Source organism: Rhodomicrobium vannielii ATCC 17100 (assembly GCF_000166055.1).
GTDB classification, from domain to species: Bacteria; Pseudomonadota; Alphaproteobacteria; order Rhizobiales; family Rhodomicrobiaceae; genus Rhodomicrobium; species Rhodomicrobium vannielii.
Map to the genome: position 1 here is coordinate 512061 of NC_014664.1, position 24752 is coordinate 536812.

The 24752-nt window shown below is 63.1% G+C and carries 25 protein-coding genes; 13 read left to right on the forward strand and 12 right to left on the reverse strand.

The genetic code is table 11. From position 1 onward, the window contains the following. Positions 1 to 22: 22 nt before the first annotated feature. From RVAN_RS02165 to purC, 4 genes are all read right to left on the reverse strand, one after another. On the reverse strand, positions 23 to 433 hold the full coding sequence (locus RVAN_RS02165) for a hypothetical protein (RefSeq protein ID WP_013418126.1): 411 nt from the start codon (positions 431 to 433) through the stop codon (positions 23 to 25). Positions 434 to 650: 217 nt separating this feature from the next. Continuing rightward, positions 651 to 1331 carry a phosphoribosylformylglycinamidine synthase subunit PurQ gene (gene purQ, locus RVAN_RS02170; RefSeq protein WP_013418127.1) on the reverse strand — a complete coding sequence of 227 codons (681 nt, stop codon included), beginning with the start codon at positions 1329 to 1331 and terminating at the stop codon, positions 651 to 653. After that, positions 1328 to 1567 (reverse strand): phosphoribosylformylglycinamidine synthase subunit PurS, encoded by a 240-nt coding sequence (gene purS / locus RVAN_RS02175; protein ID WP_013418128.1) that lies wholly within the window; start codon positions 1565 to 1567, stop codon positions 1328 to 1330. The genes purQ and purS overlap by 4 nt, the downstream gene beginning before the upstream one ends. A 172-nt stretch (positions 1568 to 1739) precedes the next feature. Then, a complete protein-coding gene (gene purC, locus RVAN_RS02180) occupies positions 1740 to 2516 on the reverse strand; it encodes a phosphoribosylaminoimidazolesuccinocarboxamide synthase (RefSeq protein ID WP_013418129.1) in 777 nt (258 codons plus the stop codon). A 283-nt stretch (positions 2517 to 2799) separates the two neighbouring features. Between purC and RVAN_RS02185 the strand changes: the two genes are divergently transcribed. Beyond that, the gene (locus RVAN_RS02185) at positions 2800 to 3123 is read left to right on the forward strand and encodes a DUF1476 domain-containing protein (RefSeq protein WP_013418130.1); all 324 of its coding nucleotides are present in this window, start codon (positions 2800 to 2802) and stop codon (positions 3121 to 3123) included. A gap of 64 nt (positions 3124 to 3187) precedes the next feature. On the opposite strand, the gene RVAN_RS02190 is transcribed toward RVAN_RS02185, so the two are convergent. Continuing rightward, the gene (locus tag RVAN_RS02190; protein WP_013418131.1) at positions 3188 to 4261 is read right to left on the reverse strand and encodes an NAD(P)/FAD-dependent oxidoreductase; all 1074 of its coding nucleotides are present in this window, start codon (positions 4259 to 4261) and stop codon (positions 3188 to 3190) included. Positions 4262 to 4274: 13 nt separating this feature from the next. Then, complete coding sequence (locus RVAN_RS02195; protein ID WP_013418132.1) at positions 4275 to 4595, reverse strand: 2Fe-2S iron-sulfur cluster-binding protein; 321 nt, start codon at positions 4593 to 4595, stop codon at positions 4275 to 4277. 447 nt (positions 4596 to 5042) lie between these two features. Between RVAN_RS02195 and RVAN_RS02200 the strand changes: the two genes are divergently transcribed. From RVAN_RS02200 to RVAN_RS02210, 3 genes are all read left to right on the forward strand, one after another. Next, positions 5043 to 8147 (forward strand): hypothetical protein, encoded by a 3105-nt coding sequence (locus tag RVAN_RS02200; protein ID WP_013418133.1) that lies wholly within the window; start codon positions 5043 to 5045, stop codon positions 8145 to 8147. A 298-nt stretch (positions 8148 to 8445) separates the two neighbouring features. After that, entirely contained in the window at positions 8446 to 10443 is a 1998-nt protein-coding gene (locus RVAN_RS02205) for a DUF4139 domain-containing protein (protein ID WP_041788044.1), read from the forward strand. A gap of 251 nt (positions 10444 to 10694) precedes the next feature. Then, positions 10695 to 11117, forward strand: a complete 423-nt coding sequence (locus RVAN_RS02210) for a hypothetical protein (protein ID WP_245258021.1) — start codon at positions 10695 to 10697, stop codon at positions 11115 to 11117. Positions 11118 to 11350: 233 nt separating this feature from the next. On the opposite strand, the gene RVAN_RS02215 is transcribed toward RVAN_RS02210, so the two are convergent. The 5 genes from RVAN_RS02215 to pdxH form a co-directional block, all read right to left on the reverse strand. After that, a complete protein-coding gene (locus tag RVAN_RS02215) occupies positions 11351 to 12067 on the reverse strand; it encodes a nitrile hydratase subunit alpha (RefSeq protein WP_013418136.1) in 717 nt (238 codons plus the stop codon). Beyond that, complete coding sequence (locus RVAN_RS19455) at positions 12009 to 12506, reverse strand: SH3-like domain-containing protein (protein ID WP_013418137.1); 498 nt, start codon at positions 12504 to 12506, stop codon at positions 12009 to 12011. Before RVAN_RS19455 ends, RVAN_RS02215 begins: the two co-directional genes overlap by 59 nt. Beyond that, complete coding sequence (locus RVAN_RS02225; RefSeq protein ID WP_013418138.1) at positions 12503 to 12814, reverse strand: SH3-like domain-containing protein; 312 nt, start codon at positions 12812 to 12814, stop codon at positions 12503 to 12505. Before RVAN_RS02225 ends, RVAN_RS19455 begins: the two co-directional genes overlap by 4 nt. A gap of 134 nt (positions 12815 to 12948) precedes the next feature. Next, positions 12949 to 13305, reverse strand: coding sequence for a 6-carboxytetrahydropterin synthase QueD (queD, locus tag RVAN_RS02230; RefSeq protein WP_013418139.1), 357 nt, complete (start codon positions 13303 to 13305; stop codon positions 12949 to 12951). Positions 13306 to 13533: 228 nt separating this feature from the next. Then, a complete protein-coding gene (gene pdxH, locus RVAN_RS02235) occupies positions 13534 to 14148 on the reverse strand; it encodes a pyridoxamine 5'-phosphate oxidase (protein WP_013418140.1) in 615 nt (204 codons plus the stop codon). A 184-nt stretch (positions 14149 to 14332) separates the two neighbouring features. On the opposite strand from pdxH, the gene fabI reads away from it, so the two are divergent. The 5 genes from fabI (at position 14333) to RVAN_RS02260 (ending at position 19255) form a co-directional block, all read left to right on the forward strand. Further along, complete coding sequence (gene fabI, locus RVAN_RS02240) at positions 14333 to 15157, forward strand: enoyl-ACP reductase FabI (RefSeq protein ID WP_013418141.1); 825 nt, start codon at positions 14333 to 14335, stop codon at positions 15155 to 15157. A gap of 57 nt (positions 15158 to 15214) precedes the next feature. Then, positions 15215 to 16441 carry a hypothetical protein gene (locus RVAN_RS02245; RefSeq protein WP_013418142.1) on the forward strand — a complete coding sequence of 409 codons (1227 nt, stop codon included), beginning with the start codon at positions 15215 to 15217 and terminating at the stop codon, positions 16439 to 16441. Positions 16442 to 16450: 9 nt separating this feature from the next. Then, positions 16451 to 17029 (forward strand): histidine phosphatase family protein, encoded by a 579-nt coding sequence (locus tag RVAN_RS02250; protein WP_013418143.1) that lies wholly within the window; start codon positions 16451 to 16453, stop codon positions 17027 to 17029. A gap of 150 nt (positions 17030 to 17179) precedes the next feature. Beyond that, entirely contained in the window at positions 17180 to 18268 is a 1089-nt protein-coding gene (aroC, locus tag RVAN_RS02255; RefSeq protein WP_013418144.1) for a chorismate synthase, read from the forward strand. A 459-nt stretch (positions 18269 to 18727) separates the two neighbouring features. Beyond that, positions 18728 to 19255 carry a hypothetical protein gene (locus tag RVAN_RS02260; protein ID WP_013418145.1) on the forward strand — a complete coding sequence of 176 codons (528 nt, stop codon included), beginning with the start codon at positions 18728 to 18730 and terminating at the stop codon, positions 19253 to 19255. Positions 19256 to 19269: 14 nt separating this feature from the next. Here the strand turns inward: RVAN_RS02260 and RVAN_RS02265 are convergent, their stop codons facing one another. Further along, a complete protein-coding gene (locus RVAN_RS02265) occupies positions 19270 to 21267 on the reverse strand; it encodes an SDR family oxidoreductase (RefSeq protein WP_013418146.1) in 1998 nt (665 codons plus the stop codon). Positions 21268 to 21435: 168 nt separating this feature from the next. Between RVAN_RS02265 and RVAN_RS02270 the strand changes: the two genes are divergently transcribed. From RVAN_RS02270 to RVAN_RS02285, 4 genes are read left to right on the forward strand one after another with little or no spacing between them, the layout of a single operon-like run. Further along, positions 21436 to 21912 carry a phasin family protein gene (locus tag RVAN_RS02270; protein WP_013418147.1) on the forward strand — a complete coding sequence of 159 codons (477 nt, stop codon included), beginning with the start codon at positions 21436 to 21438 and terminating at the stop codon, positions 21910 to 21912. A gap of 6 nt (positions 21913 to 21918) precedes the next feature. After that, on the forward strand, positions 21919 to 23139 hold the full coding sequence (locus RVAN_RS02275; RefSeq protein WP_013418148.1) for a patatin-like phospholipase family protein: 1221 nt from the start codon (positions 21919 to 21921) through the stop codon (positions 23137 to 23139). Positions 23140 to 23151: 12 nt separating this feature from the next. Continuing rightward, on the forward strand, positions 23152 to 23850 hold the full coding sequence (locus RVAN_RS02280) for a TetR/AcrR family transcriptional regulator (RefSeq protein ID WP_013418149.1): 699 nt from the start codon (positions 23152 to 23154) through the stop codon (positions 23848 to 23850). Next, complete coding sequence (locus tag RVAN_RS02285) at positions 23810 to 24649, forward strand: hypothetical protein (RefSeq protein WP_013418150.1); 840 nt, start codon at positions 23810 to 23812, stop codon at positions 24647 to 24649. Before RVAN_RS02280 ends, RVAN_RS02285 begins: the two co-directional genes overlap by 41 nt. Positions 24650 to 24752: the final 103 nt, after the last annotated feature.

Genomic DNA, 24752 nt, shown 5'->3' on the forward strand with positions numbered 1-24752 from the left:
TGAGGCGATTCGGCGCGAACGCTCAGACGGCGCGCTGCTCGCGGTCGAGTTCATATTCCGCGACGCCGACCTTCAGCATGTCGTACGCATCTTCGAGGAATTCCTCCTCGTCCATATATTCGACATAGCTCGGGAAGTAGCCCGAATCGTCGTCATCGTCGTCCGCGTCTTCGGAGGCGCCCGCAGCCTGGAAGGTGATGCTGCCGTCCTCGTGGATATAGACGTTGGCGAGCGTCTCGCTGTCCGGCTTGTACTTGATCTGCACGATGGGGTCGCCCTCGGCTTCGGCGAGGACGAAGTCCAGCCGCTTCGAGGCGATCTGCTCCTTCAGGCGCTCGACGAGCTTCGCGGCGGTCTCGCGGCGAGCCTCGGGGTCGAGCTTTGCGGTCTGCATCTCGCGCTTCACTTCATCAACTTCGTCGTCGAAACTCATGATGGCGATCCTTTCGCTGGAGCGGTTGCCTTGGAGACGCAAAAGTTCTGGCTCGCTAGTGGAGCAAATTTGACGTTTGAGTCCAGCCTGCCACACGCTCGCGCCCAAATGTCAAATTCAAAGCTCCACGAGAAACAAATTCTTGCTGGCGGTTCTTTGATTTCGGCATTTGCTCTCGAACTCTGTGCTGCCGTTTGTAAATGTCGGATTCAAACCGCTAGTTCAAAGTCCGTGTAAGCGATTCGAACAGGCGTCGCCCATCGATTCCGCCCAGCGCTGCATCGGCGGCGCGTTCCGGGTGCGGCATGAGCCCCATGATACGCCCGCTGCGGTCGATAAGGCCAGCGATGTCGCGGCGGGAACCGTTCGGATTCCCGCTTCCGCCTCCAGCGGTCGCATAGCGGAAAACGACCTGTCCTTCGCCCTCGATCCTGTCCAGCGTCTCGTCATCCGCGAAATAGGAGCCGTCCTTGTGTGCGATGGGGATCGTAACGCGTTCGCCTTGCGTGTAGGCGTTCGTGAATGCCGTATCCGCGCGTTCCACCGTCAGGTCCACGTCGCGGCAGATGAAGTTGAGGCCGCTGTTGCGCATCAGCGCGCCGGGCAGAAGCCCCGTCTCCGTGAGGATCTGGAACCCGTTGCAGATGCCGAGCACGGCGACGCCGCGCTCCGCTTCGGCCTTCACCGCGCGCACGATGGGCGACTGTGCGGCCATTGCACCCGAGCGGAGATAGTCGCCGTAGGAGAAGCCGCCCGGCAACACGATGAGGTCGACCTTCGGCAACGCCTCGTCGCCGTGCCAGACCATCGCGGGCTTGACGCCCGTCACGGCTTCGAGCGTGACGGCGGCGTCGCGATCGCAGTTCGAACCGGGAAATACGATGACGGCGGCCTTCATAGAAGCTCGACCCTGTAGTTTTCGATGACCGGGTTTGCGAGAAGCTGGCGGCACATGGCGTCAAGCTCGGTCTTCGCCGACGTCTCGTCCGTCGCCTTCAGTTCCACCTCGATGAGCTTGCCCTGGCGCACGTCCTCGACGCCGCCAAAGCCCAGCGAGTGAAGCGCGTTCGCGATAGCGCGCCCTTGCGGGTCGAGCACCCCGTTCTTGAGGGTTACGGTGATGCGCGCCTTCATTCTCGTCTCCGCCATGGTCTTCAAGTCTAGTCCGATTGCATCCGTTCGCGGCACCTTGTGAGCAGATTGGGACTCACAAGCACCACGAGCGACTTTTCGATGTGGAGGAATTTGACATCTGAGCGAGTGGCTCATCGCAACCCAAGCTCAAATGTCAAATTCGCTGCACCAGCTATTTAGATTGCACCAGCACCGGGCCTGACGGCTTCGGCGCGGGGTTGTCGACCAGGATGCCGAGCCGCCTTGCAACCTCGGAGTAGGCTTCGAGAAGCCCGCCCATGTCGCGGCGGAAGCGGTCCTTGTCGAGTCTGTCCTTCGTCTCAATGTCCCACAGGCGGCAGCAATCGGGGCTGATCTCGTCAGCGAGTACGATGCGAACCTGCCCGTCGGGATCGTAAATGCGGCCGAACTCGACCTTGAAGTCGACCAGCCGAATGCCGATGCCGAGGAACAGACCGGAGAGGAAATCGTTGATTCGAAGCGCGAGCGCCATCATCTCGTCGATTTCCTGCGGCGCGGCCCAGCCGAACGCGGTGATGTGCTCTTCCGTCACCATCGGGTCGTTCAGCTTGTCGGCCTTGTAATAGAACTCGATGATGGAGCGCGGAAGCTGCATGCCCTCTTCGAGGCCGAGGCGCGTGCCGAGCGACCCCGCGACGACGTTGCGCACCACGACTTCGAGCGGGATGATCTCCACTTCGCGGATCAACTGCTCGCGCATGTTGAGGCGTCGGATGAAGTGCGTCGGCACGCCGATCTCGTTCAAGCGGCTGAAAATGTACTCGGAAATCCGATTGTTCAGCACGCCCTTGCCTTCGAAGCGCTCATGCTTCTGGGCGTTGAACGCGGTGGCGTCGTCTTTGAAGTGCTGGATGAGGGTGCCGGGTTCCGGTCCTTCATAAAGAACCTTCGCCTTTCCCTCGTAGATGCGGCGGCGGCGGTTATTCATGGGAGACCCCCTTCTCGTGAAGGAAATTATCAGGGCGGATGTCATTTCGGTACTACAAGCGCATATTTGGTGCGTTGTCACGCGTCCACACGAAAACGGCTGGGAAAACGCGCCGCGCGTCCCAAATCCAGATCGATTCCAAATTCCGCGGGTGGCCATGTTGACTTCGAGCCAGCGAACGCTATCCATGCTACAGTATTCACGCAAGGCATTCATCAAAGATGGCTTCGCGGGCGCCTCTGTTAAAGGGCCTCGCAAAATGTGGCCGAGGGAGGCTCCGACCATGACGACATTCGACGACCGCGAAAATGCTTTCGAGGCAAAATTCGCCCGCGACGAGAATCTGCGCTTCACGGCGACGGCCCGGCGGAATCGCTATCTCGGCGTCTGGGCGGCGGAAAAGCTGGGGCTTTCTGGCCCTGACGCCGACGCATACGTCAAGGATGTGATCCGCTCCGACTTTCTGGAGCCGGGCGATGAGGATGTGATCGCAAAAGTTCTGACGGACTTCAAGGCGAAGGGCGTCCCCGTCGAGGACAAGGAGCTTCGTCGCAAGCTCCTCGAACTGACGGGGCAGGCGCTCGCCGAAATCGAGGCAGGCAAATAGGCTTCGGCGTTCGGAGCCGAATGCGATCAGGCAGAACAATCCCGCGAGGCGACTCGCGGGATTTTCATATGACGCCGAGCTTGCGCTGGAGGCTCGACGACGACGTCGTGTATTGGAAGACCGAGCGCTTGCCCGGATAGACGATCTTCTGCGCGGCCTGTGCCATGAGCGCGGCCTCGTGAAAGCCCGACAGGATGAGCTTCAGCTTGCCGGGATAGGTGTTGATGTCGCCGATGGCGAAGATGCCCGGCTCCGATGTCTCGAACCGCGCCGTATCGACAGCGATCTGGTTTTCGTTGAGATTGAGCCCCCAATTTGCGATGGGGCCAAGCTTCATCGTCAGCCCGAAGAACGGCAGGAGCCGTTCAGCCTCGACGTCGTATTCGAGGTCCAGGCCGCCGACAGGCCCGCGAATCGTAACCGAACGCAGCGCACCGCTATCGCCGTTCAGCTTCGTAAGCTGCCCCTGAATGAAACGCACCGAGCCATCCGCGAGAAGCTCGCGCAGCTTGTTCACCGAATCGGGGGCGGCGCGAAATTCGTCGCGACGGTGGATCAGCGTCACGCTCTTTGCGATCGGCTGAAGGTTCAGCGTCCAGTCGAGCGCCGAGTCGCCGCCGCCGACGATCAGAACCGCCTTGTCGCGGAATGCGTCGATCTTGCGAACCGCGTAAAAGACCGATGCGCCCTCGAAGCCCTCGATCCCGGCGAGAGGCGGGCGCTTCGGCGTGAACGATCCGCCGCCCGCCGCGACCACAACCACCTTCGCGCGAAACCGGGTGCCGAGATCGGTTTCCACCTCGAAGCCGCCATCGGTCTTCCTCAGCGACTCGACGCGCTGCCCGAAATGGAACGTGGGTTCAAACGGCCGTGCCTGTTCGAGCAGCCGGTCCGTGAGCGCCTGCCCGGTGATCGTCGGATGCGCCGGGATATCGTAGATCGGCTTCTCGGGGTAAAGCTCCGCGCATTGGCCGCCGGGCTTGTCGAGGATGTCGATCACATGCGCCTTGATGTCGACGAGTCCGAGTTCGAACACGGCGAATAGGCCGACCGGCCCGGCGCCGATGATGAGCGCATCCGTCTCGATTTCCGCCGGTGCGCCATCGACGCCCGACCCGACAATCATATCCAAGGCCATTCTCCCGCCTGCATCAGTTCTGGAATTCTGGAATGCGCACGACAAGTCCGTCAAGCTCAGGCTTGAGCCGGATCTGGCAGCTGAGGCGGCTCGATGCCCGCACGTCGAACGCGAAGTCTAGCATATCCTCTTCCATTTCGGAGGGCGCGCCCGTTTTTTCCTTCCACGTGTCGTCGACATAGACATGACAGGTGGCACACGAACACGCGCCGCCGCATTCGGCCACGATGCCGGGTACGGCGTGCTTGACTGCCGTCTCCATCAGCGTCTGGCCCGGCTCGCCGTCGACCATGTGAACCGTTCCGTTATGTTCGATGAACGTGACCTTGATCATGCCCGCAATCCCTTGGCGTGTTCTTGTGTGTAGGAAAGATGGGTAAAGATTCACGGGAGCCAATCGGGCGGTTGCGCGATTGAGGCTGGATAGCCCGCTCAAGTGCTGAGGTTGTCCTCCACCGAAAAAAAAACCTGTGGTTTTCTAGCACGAGCCGCTTCGGCCTTCATCATCGCGGATCGAATCGCACTATGACACTGGATAAATACGCGTTGTTTCAGTGGAAAAGTTGCGGTGTTTCATTAAAAATGTGTGTCTTCAGGTAATCTTTTTTTAGCCTCAAAAGTCCGCTAGCCATGCTATCGGATGGGAATTTCGTGACGTTTATCGAAGCGGTTTTTGAGGGGCTATGACGATCTGCCTGGAGTCGATGCGTAGCGTCGTAAGATGTGTTTTTTACGACGCAGGCGGAATCTCGGTCACACCACATGCTGTCAGGACGGCCTGATGAGTCAAAAACAAGCGATCTCTCAGACGCCGATCGACCTCAAGCCTGAGGACGAGGCGAAAGAAAAGGTCTCCGGCGGCAACGCTCCCGAAAAGAATTCGGCTGTCCAAGGGTCGGACGCTCGTCCGCCCGCGAACCGCGACGGTCAGCAGCCTGGCCCGCGCGGTGGCCAGCCGCGCCGCATGCAGGCGGATTCAGAGGACAATACCGTCCACATCTCGTCCAACGCTCCCGCCCGCTCGGGCGGCGCGAAGCGGGTCGCTGCTCGCCCGGCGAACGATGACATGCCGTCCATTGGCGGCCTCATCTACGCCCTGCAACAGAGGCCATCGCGTTCTCCATTCCTGATCGCGCTCGTCGCGTCGGGCGTTTGGTTCGCGCTTGGCATGCTCGTGTCGTGGGCCGTTTTCCAGAAGAGCTTCGACGGCGCGGAAACCACGGCGGACATGATCGCGAACCCGGCCGTCTTCGGCGTGGTCGCCACGGTCGTGATCCCGATCGCGTTATTCTGGTTTCTCGCCATCCTCGTCTGGCGTGCGCAGGAACTGCGCCTCATGTCGTCGGCGATGACCGAGGTCGCGGTGCGCCTCGCCGAGCCTGACCGCATGGCGGAGCAGTCGGTTGCGTCGCTGGGCCAGACGGTCCGTCGTCAGGTCGCGGCGATGAACGACGCTATTTCCCGCGCGCTCGGCCGTGCCGGCGAACTGGAAGCCCTCGTTCATAATGAAGTCGCGGCGCTCGAACGCTCTTACACCGAGAACGAAAACCGCATCCGCAATCTCATCAATGAGCTTGCGAGCGAACGCGAGGCGCTGGCGAACAACAGCGAGCGCGTCAGCGAGGCGTTGCGCGGCATCGGCACGCAGGTGACTCGCGAGATAACCGCCGCCAGCGAAAAGGCGACGCAGTCACTCGGCCACGCCAGCAACACCATGTCGGAGGCGTTCGCGACCCGAGGCCAGAAGATCACCGCCGCTGTGACGGCAGCGGGCGTAGCCATCGACGAAAAGCTCGCGGAACGCGGCGCACGGATCACGGACCAGCTTACGAAGCATGGCGCGCAGGCTGCGGAAGCGCTGCGCATTTCGAGCCTCGAAGTCACGCGCGCCATTCAGGAGACATCGGACCGCACGGCGGCCGCGATTTCCGCCAAGGGCAACAGCCTCGTGACCTCGGTCATCGGCATGAGCGAGCGCGTGGGCCGCGAAATTCCTGTGCTCCTCGAAAAGCTCGGCACGGAGCAGACGCGCCTTAGCGGCATCATCGACGGCGCGACGCGGAACCTTGCCGCGCTCGAAACAGCGCTTGCCGAGAAGACGCAGTCTCTCGACGCTACGCTTACCGACAAGACCTCCGTGCTTCAGACCGTGCTGAGCGAGCATTCGCGCTCGATCGACACGACGCTGGCCGAGCGCATTCAGGGTCTTGAGACGATCCTATCTCGCCGCACGCACAATTTCGAAGTCAACCTGTCGGAGCGCGCCAAGCAGCTCGACCAGGCACTCGCGGCACGTACGCAGGCGCTCGAAACGTCGGTCGGGAAGCATTCGACGAATATCCGCGAGACCCTGGACAAGCACTCCGGGTCGATGGAGCACATGCTCGCGCGGCAGGCGTCGTCCATCGAGCGCGCGGTCACGTCGAGCTCCGTCAATATCCAGCGCGCGGTCGAGGAACTGGCTGTCCGCTCGAACAGCGGCTCCGAAGCTCTGACAAATCAGGCGCGCGTGCTCAAGGAAGTGTCCGCGAACCTCGTGTCGCAGCTCGGCGGCCTCACGAAGCGCTTCGAGGATCAGGGCAACGCACTTGCCACAGCGTCACGCACCTTCGAAATGTCGAACGCAAAAGTCGACACGATGATGGAGCACCGGCAGGTCGCCTTCACAAAGTTGATGGAGACCCTGTCCACCCGTGCGACCGAACTCGACCGCATGATGAACAGCTACTCCAACATGCTGGAGCAGTCCCTCAGTCAGGCAGAGCTACGCGCGCGCAAGGTGACTGAGCTTCTGGCCAAGGATTCGGCCGAAAAGTCTCAGGTGGCCATCCGCGAAATTGAGCGGCTCCGCGTCGATGCTCAGGAGCACACGCAGAAGGCCGTGTCCGAGTTGCAGGCCAACTTCACGTCGCTCTCGGATCAGGTTTCGAGCCAGCTTACCGCGCTGTCTTCTAAGTTCTCCGATACGACGCGCGTGGTTCGCGACAATACGCGACGTGCAACCGTCGATCTCGAAACGGCACAGAACGAGCTGCAGCGCCACGCGAAGGGCTTGCCGGAAACGGCAAAGCAAAGCGCTGGCGCGATGCGGCGGGCTCTTCAGGATCAGCTTTCGGCGCTCGACGCGCTTTCCGATCTCGCCAACCGTCATGCCTATTCAAGCGCGGTCTCCACGCCCGACAGGCGCGAGCCGGTTCAGCAGCAACAACTGCCGCCACAGCAGCAACAAGACCCTTCGTTCGGAGCGCAGCGTCAGGGCTACGACTTCGGTCAGCCGCCGTCTGAAAAGGCCCTTTGGCCAGAGCAGCCGCCAGCGCGCCAGGCTCTGCCCGATCCCGTTCCCGTCCCTCCCCAGCCGCAACCGCAGCCCGTGCAGACTGTCTATCAGGAGCCTCCCGCAGCTGAGCGGCGCGGTAGCTGGAGCCTCGGCGATTTGCTCGCCCGTGCCTCCGAAGACGACGGCAGCTTCTTCGACAAGGACGAACAGGCAGGGCTTCCCGGTTCCTTCGCACCGCGTCCCGCCGCCGCTCCTCAAGCGGCAGATTTTAGCTCCGACTTCACGATGGGCGACATCGCGGCGTGCATCGACGAGCGGCGTGTGATGGAAGTTTGGCAGCGCCTGAAGCGTGGCGAAACGGAAATCCTCAAGCAGCGAGGCTTTTACAACCGTCAGGCGCAGGGCGTCGTCGACCGCGTTCTGCGTCGCTACGAGACAGACAAGACGTTCCGCTCCATCGTCGAGCGCTACCTCGGCGACTTCGAGAAGATGCTTCAGGATCTGAGCCGCAGCGACCCGCGCGGTGGCAGCGTGCAGTCGAGGCTTGCTTCGGAAGAAGGACGCATCTATTTCGTGCTGTCGCACATCAGCGGACGACTCGGCGGCTAGAACGACGCGGAGCCAGAAGCGGCACAACGCTCATCCGACTGGTGAGCGGATATTTCGGGCGCGGGGTCGGAACGATCTCCGCGCCTTTTTTGCGACCTGTTTCGTCCCCTGCTGTTGAGGAAGGGGCGCATCTCATCGCGCGGCAACCCGACGCTGCAACGGCGCACCCGAGTCATCATGCCCACCCCGCCGAGCGCCACCAAAAGACCCCTACCTTCCGCTGTTTCGCCCCAGTCGCACCCTTTTCGCGGAGCACTTTGCCGGCGTGTTCATCACTGCAATTGCCTGGATCGAAACCATGAAACCGATAATCGTAGCCGCAATATTCGCAGGACTTTCCACCATGGCGGAAGCGTCGGAACTGCCCCTGAAACGAGTCGTGTTGTCTTCGAGCGGGCTCGCTCAATTCACCCATGCGGGCGAGGTGGCTCCGGGCGCGGCCTTGTCGCTCCCCGTTCGTGTCGATCAGGTCGACGACGTGCTGAAGAGCCTCACCCTGTTCGCGGCACCGGGGACGCTCGGGGCCGTAAGCCTGCCCGGCAAGACGCCGCTCGCCGAACTCTTCCGCGATCTCCCGTTCGATCAGTCCGCGCTCGCGTCGCAAGCCGCGCTCCTCAACGCGCTGGTCGGCGCGGAGGTCGAAATTGAAGGCAGTGTGAATGCCGCAGGCCGCATCTTCCGCGTCGAAGACGAAGCGGCACAGCTTCCCAATAATGGCGGCGTCGTCAACCGCCATCGCCTCACGCTGCTGACGCCCAAAGGCATGGTTCAGGCGATCCTCGAAGACCTCACCGCGCTGCGCTTCGCCGATCCCGCGACACGCGCACAGGTGGACAAGGCGCTGACCGGCCTCGCGGGCAACCGCGCCAAGGATCTGCGCACGCTTTCGATCTCGCTGACAGGCGACGCGAAGGCGGCGGCGTTCAGCTATGTGGTCGCCGCGCCGGTGTGGAAGACGGCCTATCGACTCGTGCTGCCGAAGGATGGCGGCAAGGCGCGCCTGCAAGGTTGGGGCGTGCTCGAAAACCTCACCGGCGGCGACTGGAAGGACGTGGAACTGACGCTCGTGTCAGGCAATCCGGTCGCGCTGAAGCAGCAGCTCTACACCGCTGTTTTCGTTGACCGGCCGGAAATTCCGGTCTCGGCTGGGGTGCGCATCGTGCCGAAGAAGGATGAAGCCGAGGCGCGCAAGTCTTTGCGTTCGGGCGCTCCGGCTTATCGCGCTGCGCCCGCGCCGATGGCCGCCATGGAAAAAGCCGATGGCGAGGCGGACCTTTATGTCCCGCAGACCATGGGCTCGGCCGCGCAGGCCCCCGAAGCCGAGGAAGCCGCCACGCAGGTGCTTTATCGTTTCCCCGGCAAGGTGACGCTTGCCTCCGGCTCGACGCTGATGGTGCCCTTCGTCGATGCGGATGTCAGCGCGTCCCGCACCTTCATCTATCAGCGTGACACGAACGAACGTCATCCGCTGGCGGCAGTGCGCCTCACGAATGATGGCGCTTCGGCGCTGCCTGGCGGCATCATCACCGCGTTCGAGTCGGGCAGCGACGGCGCGGCGAACTTCGCAGGCGACGCGCAGCTTCCGCTTCTGCCGAAGGGAGCGACGCGCTTCGTGACCTTCGCGCTCGACGGCCGCACCGACATTCGCCGCATCGACCATGGCGTGACGCGTGCCCGTCTCGGCAAGGCGGTCGGCGGCACGCTGACGCTGACCACCAAATCGCGCTGGGCCATCGACTACGAAATCACGCCGCCCGCCACCGAAGACCGCGAGGTGATCATCGACGAGCCGCGCGCCGATGGGTGGAAGCCGCTGGCCGATACGAAGGATATCGAGGAGACCGCGACGCGGCTTCGCCAAAAGGTGAGCGCGCCCGCGGGCAAAACGACGCGGACGACGCTATCGCGCGAGCGCGTCGATTTCCAAACCGTGGTGCTCACGTCGCTTTCGCCCGACGAGATCGTGGCGACGCTTTCGGGGCTGGAAAATGCGTCGCCCGCGCTGAAAGACACGGTTGCGAAGCTCGGCGTCGTCGTCGACACCCTCGCGAAGCTGAACAGCCGCAAAGACGAAATCGACGGCGAGCGCAAGAAGATCGCCGACGATCAGGACCGCATCCGCAAGAACCTCGCGAGCGTAGGGCAGGGGACAGATCTCGGGCGCCGCTATCTCGATCTCCTGAAAACCCAGGAAGACAGGCTTGCGGCGTTTTCGACCGAAGAACGGAAGATCGAAGGCGACATTGCCGCCGCCAATCGCAAGGCCGAGGACATCGCGCAAGCGCTCGTGCTGTAACGCGAGGCCTGCGTGCTTCACGAGGCGCGGGGCCTAAATCAAAAATTCTGGCGGAACGGGATCGCTTCGGCTCAATGTCGGAGCGATTCCCCGCCAAATGCCGCGCGGTTACGGTCTGGGAGGGTTTAGGCGGCTTCTGCCACGCGCCGATCTCATCCGATCGCGGGATGTGTGACGGGCCCGGTTTGGATAGGCTGATTGGAAGCCGCACGTTGGGGGACACTTCCATGAAATGCATTTTGCCGCGGACGATGCCTTATCCGAAGATAGCCGCGACGGTGTTGGGCGCGCTTGCCGTTGCCGTCGTTTTTTGTGCGGGGTGTTCGAAAGCGACAGCCGAGACGATCGACGTTTACGACGATCACGGTGGATCGGTGGTGGCATACGATCAACGCTGGGCCGGGCTCGCGCGGCGGGGCGTGAATGTCCGCATCATTGGTCCGTGTCAATCGGCCTGTACCGTGCTTCTGCGCCATATACCGCGCAGTCGTATCTGTGTCACGCCTGCCGCGTCTTTCGGCTTTCATCTCGCCAAAAGGCAGCGAGGCACTGACATTCTGCGAGCAGGCTATGCGCCCGATATCATGGGCTGGATCAACCGTCATGGCGGCCTCACGCCCGATTTCATCTGGATGAGCGCGCCGGATACGTACCGCTTTTTCCGCAAGTGCTAGAGCAGTGAATGTTACGATTCGCGCCCGCTGGCGGCACAGTCATCTTGGTTGCTCGTGCTTGACGCGCGCATAATTCTGCTTGAGCGCGTATGGCAACGTGGACCAACCGTATGCGCCAGAGCACTGGGGTATGATCCGCAAAAGCGGACAATCTCGCGCAAACAAAGACCTGGCGTGCGATAACGAGCGTTGCCGGAGCATACCGGCGTCAGTTTGCGCGGCTGAGACCTGCGTCAAGCCTCGACTTGCGACGCGGCACCGTCATTCGGCAACAGGCCGGGCAGGCGCGGCACCTGCACGCCGATCATGCTTTCGCGCGTGACGAGGGCGGCAAGGTCTTCTTCCAGAAAGGCTTCGCTTCCGGCGGGCCGCATCGGCAGGACGAGATAGACGTGGTCCGCCGCCGCATCGTGGACGCGCACCTCGACATAGCTCGGGATGTCCGCGCCGAATTCCGCGAGCACCTGGCGCGGCTCACGCACGGCGCGGCTTCTGTACGCGGCGCTCTCGTACCACGCAGGCGCACGGCCAAGCAGCGCGCGTGGAAAGGATACGCCGAGCGAGGACACGACGAGATTATGCAGATGCGGCGTGTTTTCCACGACGATGAGCCGCCCCGGCCCCGCGTCACAATCGAACTCGCGCGCGGCGAGGTTGGCGTTCTCGAAAAGCCGCGCCTTGAAGCCAGGATCGACCCAGGCGCGGGCGATGAGCCGCGCGCCATAGGCGGGTGAACCTGCGTCGAGCGCTTCGACGGCACGCTGAATGTCGACGGCCTTGATCAGGCCCTTCGCGATGAGCAACTCGCTCAACGCCGCTTCGAGCGCTTCGTAATAGCCAAGCGGAGCAACTGTCGATGTTGTCGCGATCGCCCGCGACGTTGAACCGTGCTCAGGCCCGGCGCTTCCGCCGACCCGGCGCAACCCTACGATACCAAGGAAGTTGATCATCGGTCTTGTCTTTCGGATTGAGCGTCAGCCAGTGCTCGAACAGCTCGATTTCGAGAGTATCGTTCGGCGGGCCCTTATAGTCGGGCCACAGGTCGACCTGCCGGAACCGCACCCGATAGAGCATCTTCTTCGGCGTGAAGCGGCCATAGGCGATGTCGTCGGGGTTGAGGAATTCGCCGAGCGCGCGCGAGATGGTACCTTTGGCGCCCATGACGTAACGCGGCGTGCGGGTATAGGCCGGGCCGATCACGCGGCGCACATGGACGGTGTCGCCGGTGCCGAAGCGCGGCTCGTTGCCCTTGATGACCGGCAGCATCGAAGGCGCGACGGGCACCAGCACCGCCGGTGTCTCCGCTTCTGCCGAGGCGTCGGAAGGGACTTCGTTATCGGTGATGATCGTCTGGCTCATGATCGTCTGGCTCATGGTCGTCTGGCTCATGGCCGCCCCTGTTTCGAGACTGCTTCCAGCGCATCCGCCAGTTGGTCGCCCGAGATGACGCCGCGTTCGAGCAACGCATTCGCCAGCGCCACGACCGCGCGTTCATGATAGGTCGCGCCCTCGGCGGCGGCGTTGTCTATGCGCCGACGCATGTCGTCCGGCGTGAACAGTCCGCGCGCGGGATGCTGCACGAGCGTGAGCAGCGCCTCGACGCGATCTTGCCAGGGCAGCGACTCACGGCCGGTAAACTCGATCGCGCCAGCGGGCGAACCGCCGATATCGTTCTGTTTTCTCGGAGCTTCTTGCATGGGAATCGGCCGCGATGACGGTTTGGTGACAGATGCATCACGGTATAGCAAGACGGTGCTCGAAATGCAAAAATCAACGTCGGCGCGCAACGTGAGGCCGGTTATCGCACCGCCGGCGGGCGACGACGCGCGCGCTATGCGCCGTTATATTCCGCCCAGCATTCCGGCGTTTCGTAAACGCGCACGGCGGTGAGTTGCGGCAGCGCGTCCTTCACGCGGTCCCAGATCCACGCGGCGATGTTCTCGGCGGTGGGGTTCTCCAGCCCTTCGACTTCATTCAGATAATAATGGTCGAGCCGCTTGAGCAGCGGGCCGAACGCCGCCTCGATGTCGAAGAAGTCGACGACGAACCCGGTTTCCGGATCGACCGGCCCTTCGAGCTGAAGCTCGACCCGATAGGAGTGTCCATGCACTCGGCGGCAGGGATGAGTGTCCTTTACGAAGGGCAGGCGGTGTGCCGCCTCGAACCGGAACGACTGCGTAACTTTCATCGAAAAAATGCTCTCAACTGCGGATGGCGCGACGACGCGCCGCCTCCTTATAACCCATGCTCGCGGCTTGTTTCCAACATTTGCGTTCCGTTTTCGCAGGCTCGCAAGCAAGCTGGCTCGGCATAACCTCGAAATTGCCGGCCATGTTGTCGAATCGTTCTCTAGAACGAATCGGGGACGGTCACGCGCCAAGCTTGCGTCAAGCTTTATGTTTGGAGTGACGACCGCCTATGGAAAAAGCTGCGTCTTCGTCCAGGCTGCGCCGCGACCCTCCCGCCGGAACACGATGCGGTCGTGGAGGCGATATTGGCGGTCCTGCCAGAATTCGATCTCCAGCGGCACCACGCGGAAGCCGGACCAGTAGGGCGGACGCTTCGGCTCGATCCCGGCGAACAGCTTGCCGAAATGCTTGACGGCCTCGCCGAGCGCCGCGCGGCTTTCGAGCGGTCGCGACTGCTTGCTCGCCCATGCGCCGATGCGGCTGCCAAGCGGACGCGAGGCATAGTAGGCGTCGGCCTCTTCCGCGCTCACCTGTTCGACCGTGCCGCGCACACGCACCTGACGGCGCAGCGATTTCCAGTGGAAAAGTAGCGCCGCTTGCGGATTCAAGAGAAGCTCGCGCCCCTTGGTGCTCTCGAAGTTCGTGTAGAACACGAAGCCGCGCTCATCCACACTCTTCAGTAGCACCATCCGCGCGTTCGGCATGCCGCTCGGGTCGGCGGTGGCGACGGTCATCGCGTTGGGATCGTTCGGTTCGCTCCGCTCGGCTTCCTTGAACCATGCATCGAAGAGGGGCAGGGGATCGCTCGCCTGCGTGAAATCGCCGTCAGTCGTCGAGGTCATTTTTCGGGTCCGGGGTTGGTCGCAGACGCGCTCCGCTTGGAGCCCGGCGTGTAAACACGCAAACGAACTCGCCCGCGCCGCGTCAACGACGGCCGAACTTATCGCGTCCGCACCCGCCAAGCTATCACTTTACGCGAGCGGCTTAATGTGTAGGATGCGTCACCGTTAATATCGGGGAACGAACGTGGTCCAGACAGCACCTTTGATGAGCGGAAAACGCGGCCTGATCATGGGCATCGCAAACAATCGGTCCATTGCCTGGGGGATCGCCAAGGCTGCGGCGGACCAGGGCGCGGAACTGGCGTTTACCTATCAGGGCGATGCGTTGAAGAAGCGCGTTGAGCCGCTGGCGGCCGAAGTCGGCGTGAAGCACGTCCTGCCGTGCGACGTGACGGACGACGCCTCTGTCGATGCGGTTTTCGAAACGCTGAAGGCAGATTGGGGCAGCCTCGATTTCGTCGTGCACGCAGTCGCCTATTCCAACAAGGAAGAACTCGACGGCCGCTATGTCGATACGACGGCTGATAATTTTTCGAAGACGCTGCTCATCTCGTGTTACTCATTCACGGCGATTGCGAAGCGCGCCGAGAAGCTGATGACGAACGGCGGCTCACTCCTCACGCTCACCTATTACGGCGCCGAAAAGGTCATGCCGCATTACAATGTGATGGGCGTGGCGAAGGCCGCGCTTGAAGCGAGCGTGCGCTACCTTGCCGAGGATCTCGGCCGTCAGAAGATCCGCGTGAACGCGATATCGGCCGGGCCGATCAAGACGCTCGCGGCTTCGGGCATCGCCGACTTCCGCTATATCCTGAAGTGGAACGAATACAATTCGCCGCTCCGCCGGACGGTATCCATCGAGGATGTCGGCGGCGCAGGGCTCTATTTGCTGTCCGATCTCAGCAAAGGGGTAACGGGAGAGGTGCATCATGTCGACGCGGGCTATCACGTCGTTGGCATGAAAGCGGAGGATGCTCCCGATATCGCCGTGATTCAGTCCAATAGCTAGGCTTCAGTAAAACTGGCTTTGCGGCGGGCGCGACCGCCGATGTGGCGCGAGGTGAGTATGGAACCGTTCAAGGCGCTGACCCTGGTGGCGGCATCCGCTGTCATTTCGCTTGTCACAGCGGGCGCGGCCGGCTTCTACGCGGGCTATTCCGCCGGTCGCAGTAACCTCGCCGAAATCAAGACCTATCTCGCTGATGCGCCGGTTTCGGTTGCGAGCGGTTCGGGCGGCGCGCCGGTTTCGTTGAAGCCCGTCACCGATGAGATCCGCGCCTTGTCCGCGAGGATCGAAGCGCTCGCCGCCGAACAGCCCAAGCCGGTCGCAACCCCGGCGGCGGACGCTTCCGCGTCGTCCAAGCCTGTCATCGACGAAATCCGCGCCCTATCCCGTCAGCTCGACGGCGTGAAGGCCGACGTCTCGAAGGTTCATGCGGTTGCGGCGCCCGCATCTCCCGCGCTTGAGCGTGCCGTGGCGTCGGCGCCGGACTATTCCGACGCGCTGACGGATATCCGCGAGCAGGTTCGCGGCCTTGCCCTCAAGATGGACAAGCAGGAGCCGAAAGCGCCGAAAGCTCTTGTGGACGAAATCCGCTCGCTGAGCACGGCGGTTCAGGCGCAGGACAGCGGCACGAAAAGGGTGGTCGACGAAGTCCGCACGGGCTTCGCTTCGCTTCAGAACGCGGAGCCGAAAACGCCTAAGGCACTGGTGGAAGAGGTTCGCGCGATTTCGGCCACGATCAGCGCGCAGGCGGCCAAGCCGCAGGTTTCCGTGGTCGACCAAATCAAGATTTTGCAGGCGTCGATCGAATCGCTGAAGGCTCGGCTCGCGAGCGGTCAGAGCGGCGGCGCGACTGCCGATGGCGCCGATCTCGCGCAGATCCGGCAGCTTCTCCTCGCCGCGACGGAGCAGTTCGGCAAATGCCAGACGCAACTTGCGTCTTACTCCGCGCCGGCTTCCGCGCCGGTGGCGCAGACGGTGAGCGCACCCGCGGCCGCCGCTATTTCGGTTTCGCCGAGCACGCGTCAGGAACCGGCCGCCGTTGTGTTCTACGACAACGTCATGCTGAAGAAGGATCAGGAAAAGCAGTATGACGAAATCGGCGTGCGCCTCGCGCTTCAGGCCATCGGGCCGAAGCAGGTGAAGGTGGCGGTGAACCGGCAGGGCTTCGGCCTGGCATTCGGCGAGCGGAAGGTCTTCCGCAGTCAGGACGTCGAGTGCGAGATCAACCTGATGGAAACGAACCTTAACGAAGCGCAGGCCCGCGTCAGCCTGTCCTGCAAGCGCTGACAGCGAGACATGCCCCTCATATATTTCATTCGTCACGGTCAGACCGATTATAATGCCGCGCGCCGCGTGCAGGGCTGGCTAGACATCCCGATCAACGCGACCGGTCGCGTGCAGGCGCTGCGCAACGGCGGCGTGCTCAACGAGCTGATCAGCGACAAGATGCGACTCGATTTCATCTCCAGTCCGCTGCTTCGAACGCGTCAGACGATGGAAATCATGCGCGCCGCGATGGGGCTTCCCACAGCCGGATATCAGACGGACGATCGCCTGAAGGAGATCAGCTTCGGCGAATGGGAAGGCATGAACCGCGAGGAGATCGACGCGATCGCGATGGATCTGCATGCGAGCGTCGAGGCGGATCGCTGGAACAAGGCCCCGCCCGGCGGGCAGTCGTTTCGCGACTACACGGCGCAGGTGCTGTCGTGGCTCGCGGAAATAAAGCGGGACACGGTAGTCGTCGCGCATGGCGGCACGAGCCGCGTCGTGCGGGCGCACTTCATGAAGCTCGGCCCAGTCGACATGCATAAGCTCGATGTCCCGCAGGACAAGGTGTTGCTGATCGAGGGCGGCGCGCTGCATTGGCTGTGAGCGGCGTCGATCCGGCGCAACGCCACTCGGCGTTGAAACGGTTTCCAGCCGACGCCAATTGAGCATGATTCGCAAACTGGCTCTCGGTTGCGAGAGGAAAGTGTCCGCTGGCGCGAGATATTGCCGCTCCTGACGGGGCGAGGAGCAGAGATGTCCTATAACACCTTCGGCCATATGTTTCGCGTGACCACGTGGGGCGAGAGCCACGGCCCCGCCATCGGCTGCGTGATCGACGGCTGCCCACCCGGCATTCCGCTGACCGAGGCCGACATCCAGCCGTTCCTCGACAAGCGGCGCCCCGGCCAGTCGCGCTTCACCACGCAGCGGCAGGAAGAGGACCGCGTGCGCATCCTCTCGGGCGTTTTCCCGAACGAGGCGGGCGTGCAGGTGACGACGGGCACGCCCGTCGCGCTCGAAATCCAGAACACGGACCAGCGCTCGAAGGACTATTCCGATATCAAGGACAAGTTCCGTCCCGGCCACGCGGACTTCACCTATGTCGAGAAATACGGCATCCGCGACTATCGCGGTGGCGGCCGCTCGTCCGCGCGCGAGACGGCGATGCGGGTCGCGGCGGGCGCGGTTGCGCGGAAGGTTGTGCCGGGCATCGCCATTCGCGGCGCGCTCGTGCAGGTCGGTGCGGAGCAGATCGACCGCGCGCGCTGGGATTGGGCCGAGGTCGAGCGCAATCCGTTTTTTGCCCCCGACGCGGGCATCGTCGAGCGCTGGACGGCCTATCTCGACGGCGTGCGCAAGGCTGGCTCATCGTGCGGTGCGGTGGTTGAAGTGGTCGCGGAAGGAGCGCCCGCCGGCCTTGGTGCGCCGCTCTACGGCAAGCTCGACCAGGACATCGCCGCCGCATTCATGAGCATCAACGCCGTGAAGGGCGTGGAAATCGGCGAGGGGTTCGCATCTGCCGCACTTTCGGGCGAAGATAATGCCGACGAAATGCGCATCGGTCCAGACGGCCAGCCGGTTTTCCTGTCGAATCACGCGGGCGGCATCCTCGGCGGCATCTCGACGGGGCAGCCCATCGTCGCGCGTTTCGCCGTGAAACCAACGTCTTCGATCCTCACGCCGCGCCGCACCATCGACACGCAGGGCCACGACGCCGAGATCCTCACCAAGGGGCGGCACGATCCTTGCGTTGGCATCCGCGCGGTGCCGGTCGGGGAGGCGATGATGGCCATCGTTCTGGCGGACCACTGGCTCAGGCATCGCGCGCAGACGGGCCGGTAACGCCTGCTGCGCGGATGGCGTGGCGTGGGGCGGCGTCCTCGGGATGTATCTATGTGCTTCCCGCAGTGCGTTCGGTGCGTTAAGATCGCGTTAATTGGGCGGCACGATCCGGTGGAATGCGTCACGGCCCCTTCGGCCGCCGCGACGGCATCGCGTCTCGCGCCGTGCCCTGACGTTGTGTGGAGCGAATGACATTTGAGTCCCGATTGCTGCGAGATCTCGCTCGAATGTCAATTCAGAAGCTCCAGGAGACTCATAGTTGAGTGGCCCTTTTTGTTCCGAAATTGCTCGCGAGCGTGCTGCAAGCGGATGTAATGTCGGTATCGGACCACTCAGAGCATGATCCGCAAAAGGGTAACGCCGGTTTTGGGATAATTCATGCTCAAACAAGACATTGGAGCGCGCTTTTGAGTCCATCAAAGGCGAAAACACTTCAATCGTTGTCAAACGGGTGTGCTCATGGCGCGGCGGCCAGATCTTCCAGACTACTTGCAGGACGGGTTCATTCTTCCCTACTCGCGCACCGAGGTGCCGCGCTTCCACGTGCTGGCGTTCATTTCGGCGGCCACGTTCGCCGCGTGGCTGACGTGGGGCTACGAACTGCTTTCGATCACGGCAATCCTCGCGGGGTGCTCGGCGTACTATTTCTTCCCTTTCACAGAGAGCCGTCCGCGTCTCGGCGCGAACCAGTACGGCCTGTTCATAGACGGGCTCGGCCTCATCGCCTGGCGCTCCATCGGCGAACTGACGTTCGTGTCATTTTCCGTGCGCACGCTCGACATGGAGGAACTTCACATCAAGCTGCGGGAGCCGCTCGGCCGCGCGCTCATCGCGGACTGGCGGCGGCTGCCGATCTGGCGGCTTCTCATGCGCTTGCCGTGGAAGATGGGGCACGACGGCATCATCCGCATCAACCTCCAGCCGTTCGAGCCGCCCGGCGAGGAGATCGCGAAGACGATGGAGCGGATGTGGAAGTTTTATCGGTGAGCTGCCGCCGCCCATCACACATGAACGCCGGGGAATAGCGTCGAGAACGCGACCTGCTCGGCGGTGAGGTGCTGTTCGGGCGCACGGTCGGCGGCGGCGCCGTTTCCTTTCGTCGCCGTGTCGGGGAAGAGCTGGAACAACACGCTGTTGACGAGCAGGCCGAGCCGGGGAGCGGTTGCGCCGACAAGGCCGCCGAACACGCCGAGGCCGGTGGCAACGCGCGCCGGGCGGTGCAGGATCGCCTCGGCCAGCATTTCCGCCGCCTGATCCGGCGTCAGCACGGAGGCGTGGTCGTAGATCTTCGTCGGTGAGATCATCGGCGTGCGCACGAGCGGGAAGTTCACCACGGTGAAATGCACGCCCTTTTCGAAATACTCGGCCGCCGCCGCACGCGTCCACGCTTCGAGCGCGGCCTTGGACGCGATATAGGCCGAGAAACGCGGCGCACTCGTCAGCACACCGATGGACGAGATGTTGATGATGTGCGCGTCGCCCCTCTCGACCATCGACGGCAAGAGGCCGAGCGTTAGCCGCACCGCGCCGAAGTAATTCACCTGCATCGTGCGCTCGAAATCGTGCATGCGGTCGTAGGAATCGGCGACCGCCCGGCGGATCGAGCGGCCGGCGTTGTTGATGAGCACGTCAACGCCGCCATGCTCGCCGAGCACTTGCTTCACCAGCGCGTCGCATTGATCGGCGTGCGTCACATCGGCGGCGTAGGTGTGGAGCGTGAGCCCTTTCGCGGCGGCTTCCTCGCGCGCGGCTTCGAGCTTCAGAGGATCGCGCGCGACGATCAGCACGGTTGCGCCCGCGCCCGCTAGCTTCATCGCCGTGGCCTTGCCAATGCCCGAAGAGCCGCCGGTGATGAGCACGACCTTGCCCGCCAGCTTCTTGCGCAGCGTCTTCGCCGTCATGAGATCGGGATCGAGCTTGCGCTCCCAGTAATCCCAGATCGCGGCGGCGTAATCGTCGAGGCGCGGCACCATGATGCCCGCCGGTTCGAGAATCGCCTGAGTCTCGCTCGAATCGAACCGCGTGGGGTAATTGAGGAAGGTGAAGACGTCCTTCGGCAGCGCGAGTTCCTTGCGCAGCGCGGCTTGCAGACGGCGCAGCACCGGCATCGACGACAGCCCCGCCTTGAGGCCCGGCGGCACGAGGCGCAGCAGCCCCACATTGATGCGCATGCTGATGTCGGGCGCGTGGCCCGCATGGGCGAAGATGTTCATCACGTCGCCGACGCGATGCGGATGCGGGTCGGTGAGGTGGAACGCGCGCCCGTCGAGGCCCGGCTGGTGCGCGATATGGTCGAGGGCCGCGACGACGAAATCCACCGGTACGATGTTGATGCGCCCGCCTTCGAGGCCAACGAGCGGCATCCACGGCGGCACCGCGCCCCGGATCTTCTTGATGAGGCCGAAGAAGTAGTAGGGCCCATCGATCTTGTCCATTTCGCCGGACTTCGAATCGCCGACCACGATGCCTGGCCGGTAAACGCGCCAGGGCACCGAGCATTCGCGGCGCACGACGCCTTCCGACTCGTGCTTGCTCGCGTAATAGGGGTGGTCGAGCCCGCGCGCCTCCTCGAACATGTCCTCGCGGAACGTGCCCTCATAGAGACCTGCGGCGGCGATGGAACTCATGTGGTGGAAGTGCCGTGCGCCGATCGTCTCCGCGAAGCGGACAGCGTTGCGCGTGCCCTCGATGTTGGTGCGCGTCTCGATTTCGGCGTCGGCGTCGAGATCGTAGACGGCGGCGAGATGGAAGACGTGGTCTACCTTGCCCTTCAGCGCATGCGCGTTCTTCGCCGACACGCCGAGGTCGGGTTTCAGCAGATCGCCCTGCACCGCGATGGCGCGTTTCGCCGTCACCCCCCAATATTTGCGCAGGACATCGGCCCGCGCCGGGTCCGGGCTTCGCATCAGGAAATAGACGGTGGCGTCGGCCCGGGACAACAACGCCTTGACGAGCCGCTTGCCGATGAAGCCGCTCGCACCCGTAACGAAATAGATCATGGATCCCTCCCTCGGGCGCGGCATGTTTCCCGCCGTCGCCCGTCCCACTAAATGATTAGGCAGAACAGCCTAGAATGGTTTGATTGAGGTCAATCGACTTTCAGGCCGCGCAGATTATAAATACGAATACATACAACCATTCGCAAAGCGAAGGAATGGGAGGATAAAATGGGAAAGAAACTCAACGAACTCGCCGGTGAAGGCAGCGATACCCACCTCGTTCAAACGATCCGTGATTCCGCGTCGAACATCTGGCTAGCGGGCCTCGGTGCCTTTGCCAAGGCGCAGGAAGAAGGCGGCAAACTTTTCGAAGCGCTCGTGAAGGAAGGCGAGGCGGTGCAGAACCGCACGTCGAAGCAGGCGCAGGAAGCCATCTCCGACGTGAAGACGAAGGCGACCGGCACTTGGGACAAGCTCGAACAGGTGTTCGTCGACCGCGTCGCTCGCGCGCTTCACAGCCTCGACGTTCCGACGAAGAACGACATCGACGCGCTCTCGAAGCGGGTGCACGAACTCACGAAGGTGGCTGAAAAGCTCTCGGCGAAACTCGACGAGGAGGCGGAAAGCAGCGGCAAGACGAAAACCGTCGCCGAGGATGCTGAGAAGTCGGCCACCAAAAAGGCATCGACGCGCGCGCATTCTTGATGCGCCATGGTCGGTAGAACTCGAAACGTCCGCGCCGAGCCGCTGCGGACGGGGGTGGCGCTTGCGGGCGGAGGCCCTCTCGGCGGCATTTATGAAGTCGGTGCGCTCATAGCGCTCGACGAGGCGCTCTGCGGCCTGCGCCTCACCGAGTGCGACGTGTATGTCGGGGTCAGCGCGGGCGCATTCTTCGCGGCCGGGCTGGCGAACGGCATGACGCCGCGCGAGATGCACGAGCTTTTCATCGAGACGGATCGGGCCGACGACCCTTTCGAGCCCGAAGTGCTCATGAAACCGGCGTTCGGCGAGTATGCAAAGCGCATCGCGATGCTCCCGCCGCTTTTCGCATCGGCGATCGCGAATTACGTGCGCGGCCCGAACCGGCGCAGCGTGCTCGAGTCGTTTCTTCGGCTTTCGCAGGCGTTGCCGGGCGGGCTTTTCGACAGCAAACCCATCCGCGATTACCTGCAAAGGCTCGCGGCCGCTCCAGGCCACACGGACGACTTCCGCGATCTGAAGCGCAAGCTTTATATCGTCGCCACCGATCTCGACCGCTCCGAACTCGTTACCTTCGGCGCGGAGGGGTTCGATCACGTGCGCATTTCGAGCGCCGTGGAGGCGAGCGCCGCGCTGCCGGGGTTCTTTCCGCCGGTCCTGATCGATGGCCGCTATTACGTCGATGGCGCGTTGCAAAAGACGCTGCACGCCTCAGCCGCGCTCAGGGATGGGGTGCGCCTCCTGTTCGCGATCAATCCGCTCGTGCCGTTCAAGGCCGACGATCCGCACCCGGACGTCGATATCAAGAGTCTCGCGGAGGGCGGCTTCGTCACCGTCATGTCGCAGACCATCCGCTCGCTGATCTATTCGCGCATGAAGGTCGGCATGGACCGCTACCGGCATGAGTATCCCGAAGCCGACATTGTGCTGTTCGAGCCGCGCCGCGACGATGCGATGATCTTCTTCACCAACGTCTTCAGCTATGCGGACCGGCGGCGACTGTGCGAGCACGCCTATCAGCAAACCCGCGCCGATCTTCGCGCCCGCGCCTCCAGGTTGAAGCCGATCCTCGCAAGGCATGGTCTTTCGCTGAACGAGGCGGTGCTACGCGACACGAGCCTCACGCTTCTGCCGCCGGAGGACAGCAGCAGACGCCTCGGCACGGCCTTGCAGGAATTGTCCGACGCGCTGGCGAGGCTGGAACCCGCGCTGCGCGCCGCGGATGGGCCTTAGGGGCGGCCCGCGATGGAGCACAAGCCGAAACGCCAGACGCGCGCGCGCATCCGCAACGCCGCGCTTCTGCTTTTCAACCGCTTCGGCGAACCGAACGTGACACTATCCGCCATCGCCGCCGACGTCGGCATCAGTCATGGCAATCTGCACTATCACTATCCGTCGAAGGACAGGATCGTCGACGAGTTGGTGCAGGATTTTCTCGTCGAGATCGAAGCAACATTCGCGCTGCCGGGTGGCCGCACTGTAGAGGCGGACGACCTCTGGCTTTTCCTGCATCTCACCTTCGAGACGATTCTCCGGCACCGCTTCCTTTATCGCGACCTTATCGAGCTCCTGTCTCGTCACCGCCTCATCGAAAAGCAGATCCGTCGCGTGATCGAGGAGCAGACGCGCACGGCGGAAGCGCTGCTCAGCGGCCTGGCGGCGACTGGCGCGCTCGTCGTCGATGCCGCCGAGACGCGTGCGCTGGCTGAGCGTATGGCTTTCGTCGCGACGTGGTGGCTGTGTCACGCCTTCGTTCTCAACCCGCGCGCCGAGCCGGATGGCGACACTCTTGCGAGGGGTGTCGCGCGGTGTCTTTCGCTCGCCGCTCCATATTTGCGCGAAGAGGAGCGCGCTCATTTCGACAAGCTTTCAGGGCACTATATAAAAAAGGGAGGAAACAAAAATGATGGCGAAGAAAACAAAGTGGAAGCGGTACGAAGGTGAAACCTTCGAGTATTCCAGTCAGTTGCTGAAAAAGAACTGGGCGTGGCTGCATCGCGGCGACCGCGAGCCGTTCCCGGATGCGGCTTTCGTGAAGGCCCATGCCGCACTCGCGCCGGACGCAGACGCGGGCGACACGGCGGCGATCCTTCAGGATGCGTGGCGGGCGTATCATCGCGGCGATTTCGAGGACGCGTTCCTGCTCGGCGGGTCGCTCGGTCTCATCGGCGCGAACGTCGCGAACAAGGCGGTGAACATTCAGGCCACCTATCTCGAACACGACCACGATGCGAAGCTCGCGCTGTTTCTCGATGTCGTCCACCGTGCCGAGAATCTTCAGAAGGCCGCGCCGGACCTCGCCAACGGCTGGTATCTCTACGCGCAGGCGCTCGGCCGCTACAGTCAGGGCATCTCGGTGGCGAAGGCGCTGGCGGAAGGCCATGGCGGCAAGATCAAGGCAGCGCTCGAACGCGCCCTTGAGATCGAGCCGAAGCACGCGGATGCGCATATCGCGCTGGGCGCCTTTCATGCGAACGTCGTGAACAAGGTCGGCGGCATGGCGGCGCGCCTCACCTTCGGCGCGACCAAGGACGCCGCGCTTGAGCATTACGAGGCCGCGCTGAAGCTCGCGCCCGACTACGCCGTCGCGCATATCGAGTGTGCGAACGGGCTCGCGATGCTGTTCGGCAAGGCGAAGCTCGGCGAGGCGACGCAGCATTACGAGCAGGCGGCGGGCTTTGCGCCGGTGGATGCGATGGAGTGGCTCGACGTGGAACTCGCGAAAGCGGAGGTCGCGGACTGAGTCGCGAGGGCGGCGCGGCTCTCTTGTCGGCTGCGCCGCCTCCCTTCGCGTGGGAGCCGTTCCCCTGTGGGCGACGCCGCTTCCTTGTGGGCTGCGCCGCTTC